15 protein-coding genes are annotated in these 18,890 nt (G+C 65.6%); 10 read left to right on the top strand and 5 right to left on the bottom strand.

From position 1 onward, the window contains the following. Positions 1-323: 323 nt before the first annotated feature. Both M3O59_RS18780 and M3O59_RS18775 read right to left on the bottom strand, forming a co-directional pair. Entirely contained in the window at positions 324-1,421 is a 1,098-nt protein-coding gene (locus M3O59_RS18780; protein WP_116905646.1) for a dipeptide epimerase, read from the bottom strand. Continuing rightward, positions 1,418-2,827: a C40 family peptidase gene (locus tag M3O59_RS18775; protein WP_116905645.1), complete on the bottom strand. Its 1,410-nt coding sequence runs from the start codon at positions 2,825-2,827 to the stop codon at positions 1,418-1,420. Before M3O59_RS18775 ends, M3O59_RS18780 begins: the two co-directional genes overlap by 4 nt. A 396-nt stretch (positions 2,828-3,223) precedes the next feature. Between M3O59_RS18775 and M3O59_RS18770 the strand changes: the two genes are divergently transcribed. From M3O59_RS18770 to hglS, 10 genes are all read left to right on the top strand, one after another. Then, on the top strand, positions 3,224-4,030 hold the full coding sequence (locus M3O59_RS18770; RefSeq protein WP_116905644.1) for an N-acetylmuramoyl-L-alanine amidase: 807 nt from the start codon (positions 3,224-3,226) through the stop codon (positions 4,028-4,030). Between the two features lie 165 nt (positions 4,031-4,195). After that, complete coding sequence (locus M3O59_RS18765; protein ID WP_372367348.1) at positions 4,196-4,873, top strand: M15 family metallopeptidase; 678 nt, start codon at positions 4,196-4,198, stop codon at positions 4,871-4,873. 150 nt (positions 4,874-5,023) lie between these two features. After that, positions 5,024-5,221 carry a CPXCG motif-containing cysteine-rich protein gene (locus M3O59_RS18760; RefSeq protein WP_064634709.1) on the top strand — a complete coding sequence of 66 codons (198 nt, stop codon included), beginning with the start codon at positions 5,024-5,026 and terminating at the stop codon, positions 5,219-5,221. A 137-nt stretch (positions 5,222-5,358) separates the two neighbouring features. Then, positions 5,359-5,736, top strand: a complete 378-nt coding sequence (locus tag M3O59_RS18755) for a hypothetical protein (protein WP_064634708.1) — start codon at positions 5,359-5,361, stop codon at positions 5,734-5,736. Positions 5,737-5,961: 225 nt separating this feature from the next. Further along, on the top strand, positions 5,962-6,318 hold the full coding sequence (locus M3O59_RS18750; protein WP_064634712.1) for an EF-hand domain-containing protein: 357 nt from the start codon (positions 5,962-5,964) through the stop codon (positions 6,316-6,318). A gap of 224 nt (positions 6,319-6,542) precedes the next feature. Continuing rightward, positions 6,543-6,983, top strand: a complete 441-nt coding sequence (locus tag M3O59_RS18745; RefSeq protein WP_116905642.1) for an EF-hand domain-containing protein — start codon at positions 6,543-6,545, stop codon at positions 6,981-6,983. Positions 6,984-7,162: 179 nt separating this feature from the next. Then, a complete protein-coding gene (locus M3O59_RS18740) occupies positions 7,163-7,915 on the top strand; it encodes an HAD family hydrolase (RefSeq protein ID WP_116905641.1) in 753 nt (250 codons plus the stop codon). Between the two features lie 154 nt (positions 7,916-8,069). Beyond that, complete coding sequence (locus tag M3O59_RS18735; protein WP_064629616.1) at positions 8,070-8,654, top strand: hypothetical protein; 585 nt, start codon at positions 8,070-8,072, stop codon at positions 8,652-8,654. 138 nt (positions 8,655-8,792) lie between these two features. Further along, positions 8,793-9,383, top strand: coding sequence for a hypothetical protein (locus M3O59_RS18730; protein ID WP_249046937.1), 591 nt, complete (start codon positions 8,793-8,795; stop codon positions 9,381-9,383). Positions 9,384-9,546: 163 nt separating this feature from the next. Continuing rightward, entirely contained in the window at positions 9,547-10,914 is a 1,368-nt protein-coding gene (gene hglS, locus M3O59_RS18725) for a 2-oxoadipate dioxygenase/decarboxylase HglS (RefSeq protein WP_064629824.1), read from the top strand. A gap of 56 nt (positions 10,915-10,970) precedes the next feature. On the opposite strand, the gene M3O59_RS18720 is transcribed toward hglS, so the two are convergent. The 3 genes from M3O59_RS18720 to M3O59_RS18710 form a co-directional block, all read right to left on the bottom strand. After that, positions 10,971-14,114 carry an efflux RND transporter permease subunit gene (locus M3O59_RS18720; RefSeq protein WP_116905639.1) on the bottom strand — a complete coding sequence of 1,048 codons (3,144 nt, stop codon included), beginning with the start codon at positions 14,112-14,114 and terminating at the stop codon, positions 10,971-10,973. 163 nt (positions 14,115-14,277) lie between these two features. Continuing rightward, positions 14,278-17,511 carry an efflux RND transporter permease subunit gene (locus tag M3O59_RS18715; RefSeq protein ID WP_064629621.1) on the bottom strand — a complete coding sequence of 1,078 codons (3,234 nt, stop codon included), beginning with the start codon at positions 17,509-17,511 and terminating at the stop codon, positions 14,278-14,280. A gap of 93 nt (positions 17,512-17,604) precedes the next feature. Next, positions 17,605-18,840: an efflux RND transporter periplasmic adaptor subunit gene (locus M3O59_RS18710; protein ID WP_116905638.1), complete on the bottom strand. Its 1,236-nt coding sequence runs from the start codon at positions 18,838-18,840 to the stop codon at positions 17,605-17,607. Positions 18,841-18,890 lie beyond the last annotated feature (50 nt).

Genomic DNA, 18,890 nt, shown 5'->3' with positions numbered 1-18,890 from the left:
GGACACGCTGCAAGTACGTCCATGTAAGCTCTGGCGCGGCATCCCTGCCGCTCAAGGTCCCGCGACGTTGGGCGGGCAAGGACCAGTCAAGTTGGTCGTTGCGCACAGCTTTCAATAAAACAGCCAGCAATCTGATGCGCTGATTCCGTTCTTCAATGAAGGCACCGCGCCCTCGATTCATTGGCACCGGCAAACGAAAACTACTGCGTAGCCGTCAGACAGGAGCGGTGGTTACTCAGAATCGGCCAACACCACTCGTGGACGGTTCCTGCGCGCAGTCCATTTCCACAGGACCATTTTTTGCTGATTTCTGCTAACAGCACTCAATCCGCCAACAGCTCCAGCCCACGAATGCGGCGGATGCCCAGCCCCGGCGAATCGTCGATATGGATCTGTGCCTCATCGAAATACGTGCCGCCCTCGGTAGGGTCGAACTGCCCGAGCGCGGGCGCATCCAGATCTGCCAGGGTGATGCTATCGGCCTTGGCCACCGCCAGATGCACCGCAGCGGCGACGCTGATGCTGGATTCGATCATGCAGCCGATCATGCAGGGCAACCCGTACAGCGCGGCGATGTCGGCGATGCGGATGGCGTTGGACAGCCCGCCGGTCTTCATCAGTTTGATGTTGATGATGTCGGCAGCGCGGCGCTGGATCAGGTCGATCACCTGTGTGGGCGAGAAGACGCTTTCGTCGGCCATCACCGGCGTGTGGATGTGTGCGGTGACGAAAGCGAGCCCATCGATGTCGGCGGCCTTGACCGGTTGCTCAAGCAACTCCAGTGCGATGCCGGCAGTTTCCAGGGTGCGCATGGTGCGCACCGCCTGCTTGGGCGTCCAACCCTGGTTGGCATCCAGCCGCAGCGATGCGCGACCGGCCACTGTCGCATGGATTGCCGTGACGCGTTCGACGTCCGAATCGATGTCCTTGCCGACCTTGATCTTCAACGCGCGATAGCCGCGTGCGAGGGCTGCTTGCGCCTGCGCCACCATGGTGTCGATGGCATCGGCGCTGATGGTGATGTCGGTGGTGATGCGTGGCGTGCCGCCACCGAGCAGCTGGTACAGCGGAGCTCCGAATGCCTGCGCCCACAGGTCGTACAGCGCGATTTCCACTGCGGCCTTGGCGCTGGTATTGCGCTCGAGCGCGTGCTGCACGAGGCCGCACAGCCGGTTGAGATCGGCCACGTCCTGGCCGATCAATCTGGGGCCGATGCAGTGGTCGATTGCGGCAATGATGCTGCCATGCGTATCGCCGGTGATCGGTGCGGTGGCCGGCGCGGCACCATAGCCGATGTGGCCGCTGTCAGTCTGCAACAGCACCACCACATCCTCGATCGCCTGCACGGTACGCACGGCCGTCTTGAATGGTCTTTTCAATGGCACGCGCAACATGCCAAGCCGGAAGCCGGTGATCTTCATGGGGTGCTCGTTGGTGCAATGCGTTGGATGCGGGTGATGTGCTCGATGAATGCAGAGCCGTCGCTGGCGAGCAACGACAGCAACGGTGTGACCGACACGCCGTTCAAACGCGCGCGCTGCACGCTGCCATCGGTGGCGCGGTAACTGGCGCCGGCCACATCATGGATCACCCATGGCGCGCCCCCTGCGTGCCCGATCACCAGCATCACGTGGCCGGGGATGTGGATCAGATCGCCGACCTGCAGCTGTGCGAGCTGCTGCAGGCGGCGGGGCAGGGCTGCACCTGCGTCGAACGGCACGGGGTACAACACCGGGCTGCGCGCTTGGTCGCCGGTATTGCGTGGCAGTGCGATGCCTAAGCTGCGATAGACATCCAGTACGAAGCCGCTGCAATCGCGCGCGTTGTAATCGTTGCCCCAACCGTAGCGTTCGCCCAGGAATTTGAATGCCTGCCGTAGCAATGCGGCATCGGTGGCCGGCAAGGCGCCAATACGGACATCGGCACCGCGCGGGATTAGCGCAGGCGCCAGCTGCAAACGGCCAGCGGCGCTGCGCAGCGGAAGTTGCACCACATAGGCAGCCAACGGCAGCTGGCCGTTGACCGGCTGCTGCGGCGGCCAGTCGCCGAGCAATGGCAGGCTGGTGCCCATGTCCAGCATAAGTGCCGAAACCGCCGGGTTTTCGGGCGTATAGGCGGTCTGCACGCGGGCTGCCGTGACCACGATGCGCGGGCCGCGTCGTGCGTAATCCAGTACCTCGGCGCGGCTGCCTTCGGCAAGGTGCGCGGTTGCGATCCACGCGGCGTAATTGGCGGCGATGACGAACTGCCAGGCGCCGTCGGCGCTGCCGTGCAGGACCGCCACCGGCGTACCGGGATACAACGCCGATTCCTGGAAGCGGTCGATATCGTGGTCGTCAACGCTGGAAAACACGCGCTGTTCGGTGGGAAAGGTGCGCAGCGCTGCGCGCGAGACCACCAGCGCAAAGCGCAACGGGACCTGCGCGGGAAGCGCATCCAGTGCCACTGCCTTGCGCAACGCAGCCAGGCGTGTGGCATCCAGGAGGTGCCCATCCGCGTCGTACAGTGGTCGCGTCGGCGTAGCCGATAACGCGTCGATGCGCGCCCGCACCTCGGCTGCGGGCAGCGTGTCTGGCAGCTGCGCAATGTCGTGCATCGAGGCATCGTCGCGCAGCAGGCGTGCATTGAACTCGGCGATCTGCGCGGGACTCATGCGCGGCCTCTGGGCGTTGCGGCTGCGTTGGATCCAATCATCGGGCGTCAGCTGCGCATCGCTGACGACGAAGGGCGGCTGGGTCACCCGCGTGTCGGCAGGTGCGGACGCGGCCCTGCAGGGCAGGGCGAGCGCGATCAACAGCAGCATCAGCAGGCGGTGCGACAATGGCATGAAGAGCTCGCGATGAAGGCAGCCACTGGCGCGCTGCGAAGGCCCTGATAGTGGCATGCGGCGCATGCCACTATCCACGCGTTGCGGCGGCAAGACGATGAGACGTTGGCAGTGTACGTGGAGGCGCTGTGGTGCGGTACATGGAGGAGATGCAGTCGCTCGCCGCCGCCGCCGCCGCGCTAGTGGCCGTTGCTAGCGCATCTACCACGGCGATGCTTGCCGGGTTGAGAAAAGCTGCCAACGCCCCGTTGCTTCAATGCGTGAGTCACACTGTCGGCGACGTACCCATACGCGGAAGATCTCGCAAGCCCCAACTCGGCAGATAATGGTGCCGCGACAGCAGCGCGGCGATCCAGGCGCGCCCCGTAGGTCGTCTTGCCTTCCCAGGAGAACATCGTGCCGCCCAGCTTCCCTCCGTCGTTGACGACCTGGCTGCGTGCAGCCGTCTGCCTGGTCGCGCTATCGCTCGGCGCCTGCGCGCACGCACCGCAGCGCAACCCGCTGGCACAGTGGGTTCCCTCGCCCAACTACGACACGCGCAGGCCGATCCTGATCGTGTTGCACTTCACCGACCAGCATTCGGTGCAGCAGAGCCTGAGCACGCTGCGCGGGCGCAACAGCGGTGGCCGGGTGAGTGCGCATTATCTGATCGGCGAAGATGGGCAACGCTATCAGCTGGTCGGCGACGACCAGCGCGCCTGGCACGGCGGTGCCGGCCGCTGGGGCACCATCACCGACATCAATTCGGCATCGATCGGCATCGAGCTGGACAACGATGGCAGCGAACCGTTCGCACCCGCCCAGATCGACAGCCTGCTGGTGCTGCTGGACGACCTGTGTAAACGCCTGCGTATCCCGCGCACGCAGATCGTTGGCCACGAAGACGTCGCGCCGACACGCAAGAACGACCCCGGCCCGTTATTTCCCTGGAAGCGCCTGGCCGACGCCGGCTTCGGCCGCTGGCCCGCCACCGACGCGCCCCCAGCCCCGCCAAGTTTCGATCCATGGCAAGCGCTGGCCCTGCTCGGCTACAGCCTCGACGACCCTGCCGCTACGCTGCAGGCGTTTCACCATCACTATCGCGGCACCAGCGCCACCACGCTGGATGCCGAGGATTTGCGCATTCTGTCTGCGTTGACCGTAAATTCAAGGGCGTCGGTTTTGCCGGCGGCTAGCGAGCCGGTTGAGGGCGACATCCGATAGGCGCAGCGTGTGTGTCAATCATGTGTTGCGGGGCCGCGAACGGATGTGCCGTGTGATCCAGCGCGTGCATCTTGGCGTGCTTACAGAGGAAAGACGATGAAGCAAAACCTGCGGTTACAGAAAGGACGCTGCGTGCAAGACATTGTCGTTGGAAGCGTTCTGCTGATGATTGTCATGCTGCCGTCTACCCTGTTCGCTAACGAACTCCGCGTGCATCCAGCCAAGACCGCCGCGGAAGCGGGCCTGGTGGATGTGCGTGGTCTTGCGCCGGCTATCGCACTGGACATGCGCTACGCAAGCAGCAACAACTTCACCGGACGGGTGGTGCCGGGGTATGTCGCGCCGCGGTGTTATCTGTTGCGGCCGGCCGCGGAGGCGCTGGCGCGGGTAGCGCACACGCTCAACGCGCAGGGCTATCGGTTGCAGGTGTTCGATTGCTATCGGCCGGTGCGGTCTGTGCAGGCGTTCGTGGCCTGGGCTGCGGATCTGCAGGACCAGGCGACCAAGGCGCAGTACTACCCGCAGGTGGACAAGCGTGCCTTGTTGGGCGACTACATTGCGCCGACCTCCGGGCACAGTCGTGGCGCAACGCTGGATCTGGGCTTGCTGGATTGCCGGTCGGCTCCGTGCCGCGCGGTGGACATGGGCACCGATTTCGATTTCTTCGATGCGCGTGCGCATACCGATACCCCCGATATCAGCGCGGCGCAGCGAGCGAACCGCCGGCGCTTGCTGCGGGCGATGGCGGCGGAGGGCTTTGCCAATTACCCGATGGAGTGGTGGCACTTCACCTTGCGTCCCGAGCCGACGCCCGACACTGCCTACGACGTGCCGGTTGACTGATCGGGCCACGCAGCAGCTTCGCAGTAACCCGCGGAATCTTCGTGCGGCATCAGCAAACGCAACTCGTACACTGCGCGGATGACCTGTCATCCACGCGCTTACCATCGCTTGATTGCCGCGTAGTGTGTGTTGCCATCCAGAGGAAGTGTCATGTCCGACCCGGAACGCTTTGTCGATATCGCCTGCCCGTACTGCGGGGAGTGGATCACCCTGGCGCTGGATCTGACCGGCGGCGATCAGCACTACATCGAAGACTGCCAGGTCTGCTGCAAGCCGATCTCGGTGAGTGTGCAGTGGGATGAAGAAGGCGAGGCGACGGTGAGCGCGCGCGGGCAGGACGATGCTTGAACGCGGCTTGTCGCATGGTCGGGCGAACGGATGTTGCAGCCGATCCCTGTTCGCGTGACCGGTCGTTCCTGCGGGCGTGGCATCGGCCCATCACCTGCAGCCGCTAGACTGGTGCACCTGCTAGCTGGATCGTCACGATGAATTTGCCCCTGCACTTCGGCCTGCTCGGTTCGCTGGAGGCTGGCCTGATCGCGCTCATCCTGGGGGTGTTGGTCTTCGCAGCGGTGGAGCGCATCGGCCGGCGTTTGCAGTTCAACCATGGGCACACGCTTGGGATCGCCTGCCTGCTGACGGTCGCCATCGGCGCTGGCTACGACATCTGGAATCTGGTTTACACGAGCATCGTGCGACTGGAATCGCCGCTTTACGCGCGGTTGGCGCTTGCCAGGATCCACGACCCCAACGAGCTGGGCTCCCGCGTGGTGCTGGAAGTGACTGGCGGGCTTGCCGGCGTGGTACTGGGTTGGAAACTGTTCAGTTCCGGAAGCTGGGACGACGAGTCGCCCAGCACCTGAAATCGGGTCGCGCAGTGTGCGCCAGTTCGCAAAACCAGATGCACTGAATGAGCTGCTTCTGTTTGACTCACCATTGCCTAACAGGCGGGTAGCTGCAAACGTTCAGGCAGTGGTTAAAAGGACGTTTCGCGCGAAATTGCGGCGGGTTGAGCGTTCATTCGGGCTGGGTAGGGTATTGCCATGTGCGGCGACACCGCGCATTCCCAAGCCAAGGAGACCACCATAATGAAGAATCGCAACCGCACCTCGCTGCTCGCCGCCACCGCCGCCCTTGCTGCCGCTCTGGCGCTGCCGGCGATGGCGCAGAGCACCTCTCCGGATGCCGCCGCGCAGTCGGGCAGCTCGGCCACGTCGGCGCAGTCGGGTGGTGCCAGCTCCGGTGGCGGCCAGACCTGGGCCAGTGTTGATACCGACAGCGATGGCGCCATCAGCAAGCAGGAAGCGCAGGTCAATGCGGGGCTCGCACAGATCTTCGATCAAGCCGATGGCAACACCGATGGCAAGCTGACTCCGGACGAATACAAAGCCTTCGTCGCCAAGCAGCAAGGTGGCGGTGGTGCGACCGGCTCGCAGGGCAACTGAGCAGTCTTCCAGAGCACCTTGCCTATTTCTCAGCGCTTCACCCATACCTTGAGAGGAGACATCGCATCGCCTGACCGAGCGCTGGCCTAGATCTGAGCCAACGTTCGGTAAGTAAGCCGTAGCAAGCATCAGGATGGACACGCGGGAGCGATCTGCCAGGGTCGCTCCCGTTTTGTTGACGTCTACCGCGTTACGGTGGTGCGTTCCGCCTCGGGTGCTTCTCCATGTTGCACGTTCGTCTTGCACTTCTGCTTGGGCTGGCGAGCTCGCTGCCGGCCTTCGCTGCGCCACCGGAATTGGCACCGGTGACCCCGGCTCCGCCATTGCCGGCGACGGCTGGCGGCAACGCCCCGGCGATGTCGCCTTTGCCGATCGATCCGCCGGTGCCCGCCACCACGCCGTTGCTGCCGGCCGACACCCCCGGGCCTTCCGGATCTACCAGCGGTGCAGAGGCATCCGTTGCACCCTCCGCTGGCAGTCTGGCGCCGCGCAGCTTCCGTAGCCTGGACGCCGACGCCGATGGCTCGCTGACCCAGACCGAGGCAAGCGCAGATCCGGTGCTACGCGAGAACTTTGCCGGTTTCGACAGCAATGGCGACGGGCGCCTGTCGCGCGACGAATTCGCCAGCTATCAGCCTGGCCCGGGCGACGCCGCAGGCGACTAAGAGCGGCTAACGAGGACTGCGCTCGCCGCCATGCGGGCATGGCCGGTGTCGGTGCGGCAGGCGCCACGCCTACACGCCGGTTCTGAGCGCGCAATCCGCATCCACGCGACGACTGTTCGCCAGGGTGTGTCAGCCGCTCCGAGCACGGCGGGATATCGGCGCACTGCTAGACTTACCCGATGAGCTCTCTTGCACAACGCGACGGCCAGGCGATCCAACTGGTCGGCTTCGACGGCGACGACACCCTCTGGAAAAGCGAGGACTATTACCGCACCGCCGAAGCGGATTTCGAGGCGATCCTGTCCGGTTATCTGGACCTGCGCGACAGCCGCATGCAGCAGCACCTGCTGGCGGTGGAGCGGCGCAATCTCAAGATATTCGGTTACGGCGCCAAGGGCATGACGCTGTCGATGATCGAAACTGCGATCGAACTGACGCAGGCGTGCATCGCAGCTCACGACATCCAGCGCATCGTCGAGATCGGCCGTGCCACGCTGCAGCACCCGGTGGAGGTGATTGCCGGCGTGCGCGAGGCGGTCAGCGCAATCGCTGCCGATTACGCGGTGGTGCTGATCACCAAGGGCGACCTGTTCCACCAGGAGCAGAAGATCGAGCAGTCCGGCCTGGCCGACCTGTTCCCGCGGGTCGAAGTGGTGTCCGAAAAGGATCCCAAGACCTATGCGCGGGTGCTCGGCGAATTCGATCTGCCGGCGCAGCAGTTCGTCATGATCGGCAATTCGCTGCGCTCGGACGTGGAGCCGGTGCTGGCCATCGGTGGCTGGGGCATCCATACCCCGTACGCGGTGACCTGGGCGCACGAGCAAGAGCACGGGGTGGCCGCCGACGAACCGCGCATGCGCGAAGTACCCGACGCCGCCGGCTGGCCGGCGGCGGTGTATGCGCTGGATGCATTGGCCCGGCAGCAGCGCTAAGCCCGGCAGCAGCGCTAAGCTAAGCCAATCGCAGCTAGTGCGGCGATGCTGATTCGGTAAGGCGATGCATCATCACGCGGGCGCCCTGCGGTGCCCAACGACAGGACGTTTGCGGCCGGGCATGCATGCACGGCCGAGCTTGGAGGGAGTACCGATGACCATGTTGTCCATCACCCATCGTGCCGGTCTGGCCCTGCTTTTCGGGCTGTTGATCGGTGCCGTACCGCTGGCTGCTGCCGAGCTGGAAGAAGAGATCATCAACCCCAGCGAGGTCATCTTTCGCGATGGGCAGCCTTACTACGACGACGGTAGCGACTACGTGCGCCTGCGCACGCGTCGGGTGGATGGCGAACTGGTGTATTTCCGCACGGTGCGCTTCGATCAGGAGCAAGGCTATGTGGATGCACAGGGCCAGAGCATTGCCAGGTTGCAGGCGCGACCGAGCGAGCGTGACCGCAGCGTTGGGTTTGCGCGCGACCGCCATGAAGGTGGCCGCTACGCCGGCTATTCGGGCGATGGCGGCTACGTAGGTTTCGGTGGCCCGTTCCGTCTGGGCGCCTCCCGCAACCGCCCGTATGGCCAGATGTACTACGGCAATGGTCTTTACGGCCCGGATCCTTACAGCAGCCCACATAACCGCGACGCGCGCCAGCGTTATATCGGCCCGGGCTACACCGGCTCCTGCGATCTGAGCGGTTGCCGCGAGATCCATCATTTCGGGTTGTACGATCTGCGCTAGGCGCCACTGAAACAGGCGCGCTCATCGACTGGGTGCGTCCGTGCCGCTGCGCGCACACCATCGGCCTTCGTTGGATTGTCCCCTGACAGCATCGCAAGCATGCGGCATCATCGGCGCATGCCCGCGTCCAGCTCATCCATGTTGCGATCCCTGCCACTGCTGGCGGCATTGCTGCTGCCGGCGTTGGCGGCCGCGCAGACCGCACCGGCACCTGCAACCGCAGCTATAGCTACAGCTACAGCAGAAGACCCGGCACCAGCGGTGACGCCAGGCACCGGCGATGCCTGGGTGGACCAGCATCTGGCCGATATGGGCAGCTATGCGCAGCGCTACCCGGCCAGCTTCATCGACGAGGTGGCGCGCTATACCGGCACGCCGCGTGCGTATGTGCAGGCGCTGCTGCAGGTGCATGGCTGGCATGCGGGGGACATCTATTTCGCGTGTTTCTGGGCGCAGACCGTGCAGCTGTCGTGCCGCGAAAGCGTGCGCGCCTATAGCCGCGACCATCGCGATGGCTGGGAGGGCGTGGTCACGCGGCTGTCGGTGGCGCCGGACAACGTGCACATGCGCGCGCTGCGGCACGCCATCGTCGCCAGCTACGACCGCTGGGAGCGCCCGATTACCCTGGACGCGCTGCTGCGTCGTCAGCTTGGCGATCATGCGCAGCGCCTGGAAGCTGCGCGCCAGGCCAGCGAAGCGGCAGAAGCGGCGGCGCAGGCCGGGCTCTGACGCAGGCGTCGTGGAGTAGCGCTTGGCGCAGTCCAGCGGTGTGCGGCTGTCTGCGCGCCAACGCGTGGCCCGCGATGCTGCCGTGCAGCTGGCCGGCGCAGGGCGCGGTCGGCGAGAATGCGCCAACGCTGGCGTTCGGCCGGCTCTTGGCCAAGACCAGCCCATGCGCGATACCGCCTTTGTTTCTCCCGATCAGATCCGCAGCCTGTTTGCCCAGGCGATGTCGGACATGTATCGCGCCGAGGTGCCGTTGTATGGCGATCTGATGGCGCTGGTGGCGCAGGTCAACGCCGACACCCTGAACGCCGATCCTGCGCTGGCCGCGCGCCTGCAACGCAACGACGAACGCGCGCGGCTGGATCTGGAGCGGCATGGCGCCATCCGCGTCGGCACGGCCGCCGAGCTGGCCACCTTGCGCCGGCTGTTTGCGGTGATGGGCATGCAGCCGGTGGGCTATTACGACCTGTCGGTGGCCGGCGTGCCGGTGCACTCCACCGCGTTCCGCCCGATCGACGAAGCGTCGCTGTCGGCCAACCCGTTTCGCGTGTTCACCTCGCTGCTGCGGCTGGAGTTGATCGAAGACGCCACCCTGCGCGCACAGGCCGAGCAAATTTTGCAGCAGCGGCAGATCTTCACTGCTGGCGCGCTGGAGTTGATCGAGCAGCACGAACGTCATGGCGGGCTTGAGGCGGGCCAGGCACAGCAGTTCGTGGCCGAAGCGCTGGAGACCTTCCGCTGGCATGGCGATGCCACCGTGTCGCTGCCTACCTATCGTGCGCTGAGCGAGGCGCATAAGTTGATCGCCGATGTGGTGAGCTTCCATGGCCCGCACATCAACCACCTCACGCCACGCACGCTTGATATCGATGCGGCGCAAGCGCAGATGCAGCGCGCCGGCATCGATGCGAAAGCGGTGATCGAAGGGCCGCCGCGCCGGCGCGTGCCGATCCTGTTGCGGCAGACCAGTTTCAAGGCACTGGAAGAGCCGGTGCGTTTTGTCGGCGACAGCGGGCAGGCCGAGCACGGCACGCACACCGCGCGCTTCGGCGAGATCGAACAACGCGGGCTTGCCCTCACCCCGAAGGGCCGTGCGCTCTACGACGCGTTGCTGGCGCAGGCCCGCGACAGCGACGGTGCCGGCAGCACCGGTGCCGATTACGCCACGCGGCTGCAGACCGCATTCGTCGCGTTCCCGGATGACGAAGCGCTGCTGCGTCAGGAAGGCCTGGGCTATTTCCGTTATGCATTCACCGACGCCGGCCGCGCCGACCCGGCGCAGGTGGCCGCCATGCCGGCAGAAACCGCGATTGCGCTCGGGCTGGTCAGTGCCGACCCGATCATCTACGAAGACTTTTTGCCGGTGAGCGCGGCCGGCATCTTCCAATCCAACCTGGGTGGGGCCGAGCAGCGCGCCTATGCCGCGCATTCGAGCAAGCGCAGCTTCGAACAGGCCCTGGGCGCCCAGGTGCACGACGAGTTCGCGTTATACGCGCAGCTGGAGCGCGCCTCGCTGCAGGCCTTGTTGGCCTGAACCCGCGTACGTCGTCGCGTCGCGTGGCGCGGCGGCGGCTGGTGTACTGCGTCGCTTCAGCGCGCCGATGACGCGGCCGGGCGCCGTGCCGCCGCGCGCTCTGCCCGGCGTGCACGCGCACGTGCGCGACGTGCCTTCCAGCGCTCGCTCAGGCACGAAAAGATCACATACAGCGCCGGGGTGCTGAGCAAGGTGAGGCTCTGCGAGAAGATCAGCCCGCCGATCATCGCGATGCCCAGCGGGCGACGCAGCTCAGAGCCTTCGCCCAGGCCCACTGCCAGCGGCACGGCGGCCAGGATCGCCACCATCGTGGTCATCATGATCGGGCGGAAGCGCACGATCGAGGCTTCGCGTGCGGCCGCGCGTGCATCCATGCCATGCACGCGCTGCGCCACCAGCGCGAAGTCGATCATCATGATGGCGTTCTTCTTGACGATGCCGATCAGCAGCACCAACGCAATCATCGAGATCACCGACAGTTCGGTGTTGGTGAGGAACAACGCCAGCAACGCACCCACGCCTGCCGCGGGCAACGTGGACAGGATGGTCACCGGATGGATCAGACTCTCGTAGAGCATGCCCAGCACGATGTAGACGGTAAGCACGGCGGCCAGCAGCAACACGCCCATCGAATTGGGGCTGAGCTGCACATTGAAGCTGTCGTCGCCGCCGAGGCGGATGCCGTCGGGCATGCGCAGGCCGTCCACGGTGGACTTGATGATCAGATCCGCCTCGCCGGTGCTGACACCCGGTGCCAGGTTGTAGCTCAGATCCATCGTGGTGTACTGGTTTTCATGGATGATCTGCGGCGGTGCCAGGCCCGGCACCTGCGTGGCGACGGAAGTGATCGGCACCATCTGCCCGGCACGGTTGGGCAGTAAGATCTGATCCAGCGCCTTGGGGGTGGCGGTCTGCGAAGGCAGCGCATTGACCACCACGCTGTACTGGTTGAGATCCGAATAGATGGTGGAAATCGAGCGCTGGCCGAACGCGCCGTACAGCGCGCCATCGATCGCACCGACCGTAATCCCCATGCGCGCGGCCTTGGCGCGGTCGATTACGATGTTCTGGCGTAGGCCGGCAGTATCCACGTCGGTGCCGACATCGCGCAGGCGTGGGTTCTTCTTCAACGCCGCCTGCAGCTTGGGCAGCCATTCCTGCAGCTGTGCAAGATCGTTGCCCTGCAGCGACACCCGGTATTGCGCGCCCTGGCTGGTGCCGCCGCCGCCATCGCTGGGCAGGTCCTGGATGGCCCGCAGGCGCAAGTCCAGGTCCGGGTAGCGGTCGGCCTTGGCGCTCAGCCGTGCGACCACTTGTGCGGTGGTGTCGCGGCGGCCCTCGCTGCGTTTTTTCAGCTCGATATTGAACGACGCGCTGGAGCCCTGGCGGCCGGAACCCAGCCGCGCGCCGACGGTTTTCACCGCCGGGTCGGCCATCAGCATGTCGGCGATGCGGCGCTGGCGGCTGACCATGTCGGCGAACGACACCGTGGCGCTGGAATTGGCGCGGCCCCAGATCAGGCCAGTGTCCTGTGCGGGGAACGAGCCCTTCTTGACCGCGCCGCCGAGAAAAATGGTGGCGGCAATCAACAGCAAGGGCGTCAGCGACAGCAGCAGCGCGTGGCGCAACGAAAAGTCCAGCGCCACGGTGTAAACGGCGAGCATGCGCTCATGCATTCGGTCCAGCCAGGCACCGAAACGGCCGGGTTTTTCCGGCGCGGTATGCGCCGACAGGAAGCGGCTGCACAATGCCGGCGTCAAGGTCAGCGACACCAGCATCGACACCACGATCGCCGCCACCAGGGTCACGGTGAATTCGCGGAAGAACGCGCCGATCATGCCGCTGGCAAACAGCATCGGAATGAACACCGCCACCAGCGAGGCGGTGATCGAGACGATGGTGAAACCGATCTCGCGCGCGCCTGTCAGTGCGGCCTCCAGGCGCGGCATGCCTTCGTCCAGATGGCGCATGACGTTTTCGATCACCACGATCGCATCGTCCACTACGAACCCGATCGCGATCACCAGCGCCATCAAGCTGAGGTTGTTCAAGGTGAAGCCCAGCATGTACATCACCAGCGCCGAGCCGGCCAGCGACAGCGGCACGGTGACTGCGGCGATCAGCGTGGGCGCCAGCCGGCGCAGGAACAGCGCCATGGTCAGGATCACCATCACCAGGCTGATCATCAGCGTGGCCTGCACCTCGTGCAGCGAGGCGCGAATGGTGGGCGTGCGGTCGAAGTAAGGCGTGAGCGTGGTGCCGGGCTGCAGGTAGTTGCGCAACTCGGGAATCTGCGCCTTCACCTGGTCCACGGTTTCGACGATGTTGGCGCCGGCACGGGTGAAGGCATACATCACCACCGCCGGCTTTCCGTCGAACCAGGCGGCTTGATAGGCGTCCTGCTGGCCGTCGTAGACGGTGGCCACATCGCCCAGCCGCACGATGCGCCCGTTGGATTGGGTGGAGATCGCCAGCTGCGCGAAATCGGCGGCCTTGGCCACCGAATCGTTGGCGATGATGGCCATGGTGGTGTTGCCGTCGGACAGGAACCCGGTTGGCGAGGTGACGTTGGCGGCGCGCACCGCGTTGCGTAGATCGTCCGGGGTCAGGCCCAATGCGTTGAGCGCGCGCAGATCCACGTCCACGCGGACCGCCGGTGTGGACGCGCCGGCAATATCCACCGAGCTGATGCCGGTGATCTGGCGCAAGCGCTGCGCGAGCAGCGAGTCGGCCACGTTGTAGAGCTCATCGGCCGATTGGGTGTCCGAAGTCAGCGCGATGGCGATGACCGGGTCGTCGTTCGGATTGGCCTTGGAATAGATCGGCGTGCCGAGCCCGGATGGCAGGTCCGACTGCGATGCGTTGATCGCGGTCTGGATGTCCTGCGCCGCCGAATCGATGTTGCGACTGCTCTGGAACACCAGCACCACCAGGCTGCTGCTTTCCGAACTGGACGAGCGCATGCGATCAATGCCCGGCAACTGACCCAGATGGCGTTCCAGCGGCGCGGTGACGGTGGATGCCATGGTGCTGGCATCGGCGCCGGACTGCGTGGCATGCACGAAGATCACCGGAATCTGGATGTTCGGCAATGCCGCCACGCCCAGCCGCAGGTAGCACATCAATCCGATCACGAACAAACCGATCGCCAGCAACGAGGTGCCGATCGGGCGCTTGATGAAGGGCGCGGAGATGTTCATCGGGAAAATTCCGGCACCTGGGACCCGGGACCCGGGACCCGGGAAAGCAGGAGCAAATGCCAAGGCAATCGGAGCGCGAACCGCATGTCCAGGCTGATCGCTGTGCCGCAGGCGTTGCCTGCGCTCCTGGCGTCACCCCGGGTCCGGGGACCGGCGCACAGGTTCATACACGCCCCTCCACATGCCGATGCGCCGCAGCCGCACGTCGCGCGCGCCAGGCGCGTAGCCGCTCGCCGGCGCGTTCCATGTACAGATAGATCACCGGGGTGGTGTACAGCGTCACCAGCTGCGAGAGCAGCAGGCCACCGACAATCGCGATGCCCAGCGGGCGGCGCAGTTCCGAGCCGATGCCGGTGCCCAGCGCCAGCGGCAACGCGCCCAGCATTGCGGCGGCGGTGGTCATCATGATCGGGCGGAAACGCAGCAGGCAGGCGCGCCGGATCGCCTCGTGCGCGTTGGCGCCTTCGCGGCGGGCGTCGATGGCGAAGTCGATCATCATGATCGCGTTCTTCTTGACGATGCCGATCAGCAGCACGATGCCGACGATGCCGTCCACCGACAGGCTCAGCCCGCACATCATCAACGCCAGCAACGCACCGACACCGGCCGGCGGCAGCGTGGAAATGATGGTCAGCGGGTGGATGTAGCTTTCATACAGTACGCCCAGCACGATGTAGATCACCACGATCGAGGCCAGCAGCAGCCACACGATATCGGTCTGGCTGCCGGTGAATTCGGCGGCCTTGCCGACGAACTGCGCATGCACCTGGGTCGGGATCTTCATGTCTTCGCGCGCTTTTTCGATCGCCGCCACCGCCTGCGACAACGAGTGCCCCGGCGCCAGGTTGAACGAGATGGTCACCGCCGGCAGCTGCTGCTGGTGGCTTACCACCAACGGTGTGTTGGTGACCTTGGCTTGCGCCAGCGCGGCCAACGGAATGATGTTGCCGGCGCCGACCACGATGCCGGTGTTCTGCGCGCCCACGCCGGTGGCAGTGGACGAGTTGGACGAGGTCACCTGGCCGAAGCTGGTGGCGTTGGTGCCGGTGAGCGCGCCGCTGCCGTTGCTGGCCACTGCCAGCTGATTCATCAACGCGGTGCTGCTGCGGAATTCCGGCGCCACTTCCAGCACCACCCGGTACTGATTGAGCTCGGTGAAGATGGTGGAGATCTGGCGTTGGCCGAAGGCGTCGTACAGCGTGTCGTCGATGGTCTGCATCGGCACGCCGAGCATGCTGGCCTTGTCGCGGTCGATGCTCAGCTCCAGCGCACGTCCCTGGTTGGCCAGGTTGTTGTCCACATCGGCCAGCTCGGGCAGCTTGCGCATCGCCTCGGTCATGCGCCCGGCCCAGGTGGCCAGCTCGGTGCTGTCCACATCCGACATCGAATACTGGTACTCGGTGGCAGCCACGCGGGTGTCCAGGGTGACGTCCTGTACCGGCTTGAGGAACAGCGCCACGCCGGGAATGCCGGCCACCGCCTTTTGCAGGCGCGGCAGCACCTCATCCAGCCCATCGCGGTCGCCGCGCGTCTTCAGCACGATCGACAGCTGGCCCTGGTTGATGGTGGGGTTCATGGTGCCGGCACCGATGAAGGCGGCCACGCCGGTCACTGCGGGGTCTTTTTGCAGGGCCGCAGCCACCGCCTGGGTGCGCTGCTCCATCTGCGAAAACGCCACGTTCTGGTCGGCCTGCACCACGCCGGTGATCAGGCCGGTGTCCTGTTCGGGCAACAGGCCCTTGGGGATGGCCATGTACAGCACCACCGTCAATGCCACCGCGCCGATCGCCACCGCCAGGGTCAGCGGCTGATGCGCCAGCACCCAGTCCAGGCTGCGCTCGTAGGTGCCCACGGTGCGCGTCCACAGATTGGTCTTGCCGGCGGCAGTTGCGCGTTCGTGCGCGTCTTCGCTTTCGGGCAGCGCATCGGGCTTGAGCAGGTAGGCGCACATCATCGGTGTCAGCGTCAGCGACACCAGCATCGAGATCACCACCGCAATCGACAGCACCCACGCAAACTCATGGAATAGCCGCCCGGTCACGCCCGGCATCAGCAGCAGCGGCAGGAACACCGCCACCAGCGACACGGTCAGCGACAACACGGTGAAGCCGATCTGCTTGGCGCCGATCTCCGCCGCTTCCGGCCCGCTCTTGCCCTGTTCGATGTAGCGCACGATGTTTTCGATCATCACGATCGCATCGTCGACCACGAAACCTGTGGCCACCACCAGCGCCATCAGCGACAGGTTGTCCAGCGACATGCCGGCAAACGCCATCACCCCGAAGGTGCCGGCCAGCGACAGCGGCACCGCCACCGAGGGAATGATGGTGGCCCACAACCGGCGCAGGAACACGAAGATCACCGCCACCACCAGGAAGATGGTCAGCACCAGGGTGAACTTCACTTCATGCACTGAGGCGCGGATGGTTTCGGTGCGGTCGGCGAACACTTCCAGATGCACATCGGCCGGCAAGACCGACTGCAGTTGCGGCAGGATGCTGCGGATCTGCTCCACCGTCTGCACGATGTTGGCGCCGGGCTGGCGGCGGATTTCCAGCAGCACTGCCGGCTTGCCATCGGCCCAGGCGGCGAGCTGGTCGTTTTCCACTCCGTCGACCACGTTGGCCACATCGGCCAGCCGCACCGGGCGGCCGTTGGCGAAGCTGATGATGGTCTCGCGGTACTGCGCCGCGTCGGTGAGCTGGTCGTTGGTGCCGATGCTGTAGGACTGCGTCTTGCCATTGAGCGAACCCTTGGGCGCGCTGACATTGGTCTGGGTCAGCGCGCTGCGCAGCGACTCCATGGTCAGGCCCATGTTCGACAGCTGCGCCGGGTTGACCTGGATGCGCACCGCCGGGCGCACATTGCCGGCGATCGACACCAGCCCCACGCCCGGCACCTGCGACAGGCGCTGGGCCAGGATCGCATCGGCGTAGCGGTTGACCTCGCGCAGCGGCAGCGAGTCGGAGGTGAGCTTGAGGGTCAGGATCGCCGCGTCGGCCGGATTGACCCGGTTGTAGACCGGCTGGTACGGCAGCGACGAGGGCAGGGTGGCCTGACGGATCGCCGCCTGCACATCCTGCGCTGCGATGTCGATGTCGCGGTCCATCGAGAACTGCAGAATGATCGTGGACAGGCCTGCCGACGAATCGGAGGTCATCATCTGCAGCCCGGAGATCTGCCCGAGCCGGCGCTCCAGCGGTGTGGTCACCAGCGAGGCCATGGTGGTCGCATTGGCGCCGGGGTACTGGGTGGAGACGACCAGGCTGGGGGCGTCGATTTCCGGCAGTGCGGAGACCGGCAGCTGACGGTAGCCCAGGATGCCCAGCAGCAGGACGCCCGCCATCAACAACGAGGTGGCGATCGGGCGGCGGATGAAGATGGTCGAAAAGCCCACGGGGGGAATCCTTGCTGAAGACGTCAAGCGAAGCCGGCGCATGCAGCGCCGGCGCACATCGGCGACGGAAACGCCGTCGCCGATGGTCGAGAGTTAGCGCGGGCCGCTGCCGCTTCGGCCACCGCTACGTTCCTGCTTGTTCTGCGCGGCCTTGAGTTCGGCCTCGGTCGGCTCGGGCGGGGTTTGCCCCGGCTGCAGCGGGCTCACCTTGCTGCCCGGCTTCAGGCGGAACTGGCCTTCGGTCACCACACGCTCGCCGGGCTTGAGCCCCTTGGTGATCTGCACATGGCTGTCGTCCACTTCCACACCCTGCACCACGGTACGCATCTGCGCAGTGTTGTCGTTGCCCACCACGTAGACGTAGTCGCCGTCGGGGCCACGCTGCACCGCCTGGGTCGGCACCACGGTGCCGCCGGAGATGGTGCGCAGCTGCAGGCGCACGTTGACGAACTGGCCCGGCCACAGCGCGTTGTCGGTGTTGTCGAAGATCGCGCGTGCGCCAAAGGTGCCGCTGTCGGCAGCGATGCGGTTGTCGATCACCTCCAGCTTGCCGTCGCCGCTGATCACATGCGCATCGCCGCGGTCCAGCGCCGCCACGCCCAGCGGCGCAGCGGCCTGGCCGGTGCGCACCGCCTGCAGCTCGCGCTCGGGCAGGTTGAAGGACACGTAGATCGGGCGGATCTGGGTCAGGGTGACGATGGTGGAGGTGCTGCTGACGATATTGCCCACGTCCACGCCACGGATGCCGGCAATGCCATCGATCGGCGCGGTCACGCGGGTGAACTGCAATTGCACCTGCGCCGAGCGCATCTGCGCATCGTTGGCCGAGACAGCGGCCTCGTACTGCGCCACCTGGTTACGCTGGGTATCCAGGTCTGTACGCGAGACGTACTGCTTGTAGGCCGGGTCGTTGGAGCGCTGGTAGTTCACCCGCGCCGTCGCCAGCAGCGCCTGGTTCTGGCGCTTGGCCGCCAGCGCCTGGTCGTAGCTGGCCTGCAGCGTGCGCGGGTCGATCTGCGCCAGCACCTGGCCCTTCTTCACTTCCTGGCCTTCCTTGAAGTTCAGGCTCATCAGCTGGCCACCGACCTGGGGGCTGACCGTGACCGTATTGAGCGCGGTGACTGTGCCCAGCGCGCTGGCGTAGACCGGCACGTCCTGGGTGGTGGCAGCCACCACCGTCACCGGCACCGGGCCGCTGTTTTCGGTGCCATTGCCATCCGGTGCGCCTGCGCGCTTGCCCTGATTGCCCCCACCCATCATCCGCATTGCGACGAACACCACGACGAGCACCGCTACAACCAGCAGTGTGATCTTCCAAAAACGCGACATGCGACAACTCCTGAGGACGGGCCGGGCGCGTGGGTGCGACCGTGGGGCGG

It is taken from the genome of Xanthomonas nasturtii (assembly GCF_023337365.3).
GTDB lineage: Bacteria > Pseudomonadota > Gammaproteobacteria > Xanthomonadales > Xanthomonadaceae > Xanthomonas > Xanthomonas nasturtii.
Note: the sequence above shows the minus strand (reverse complement) of the source record. Positions and strands in the feature narration are given on the sequence as shown.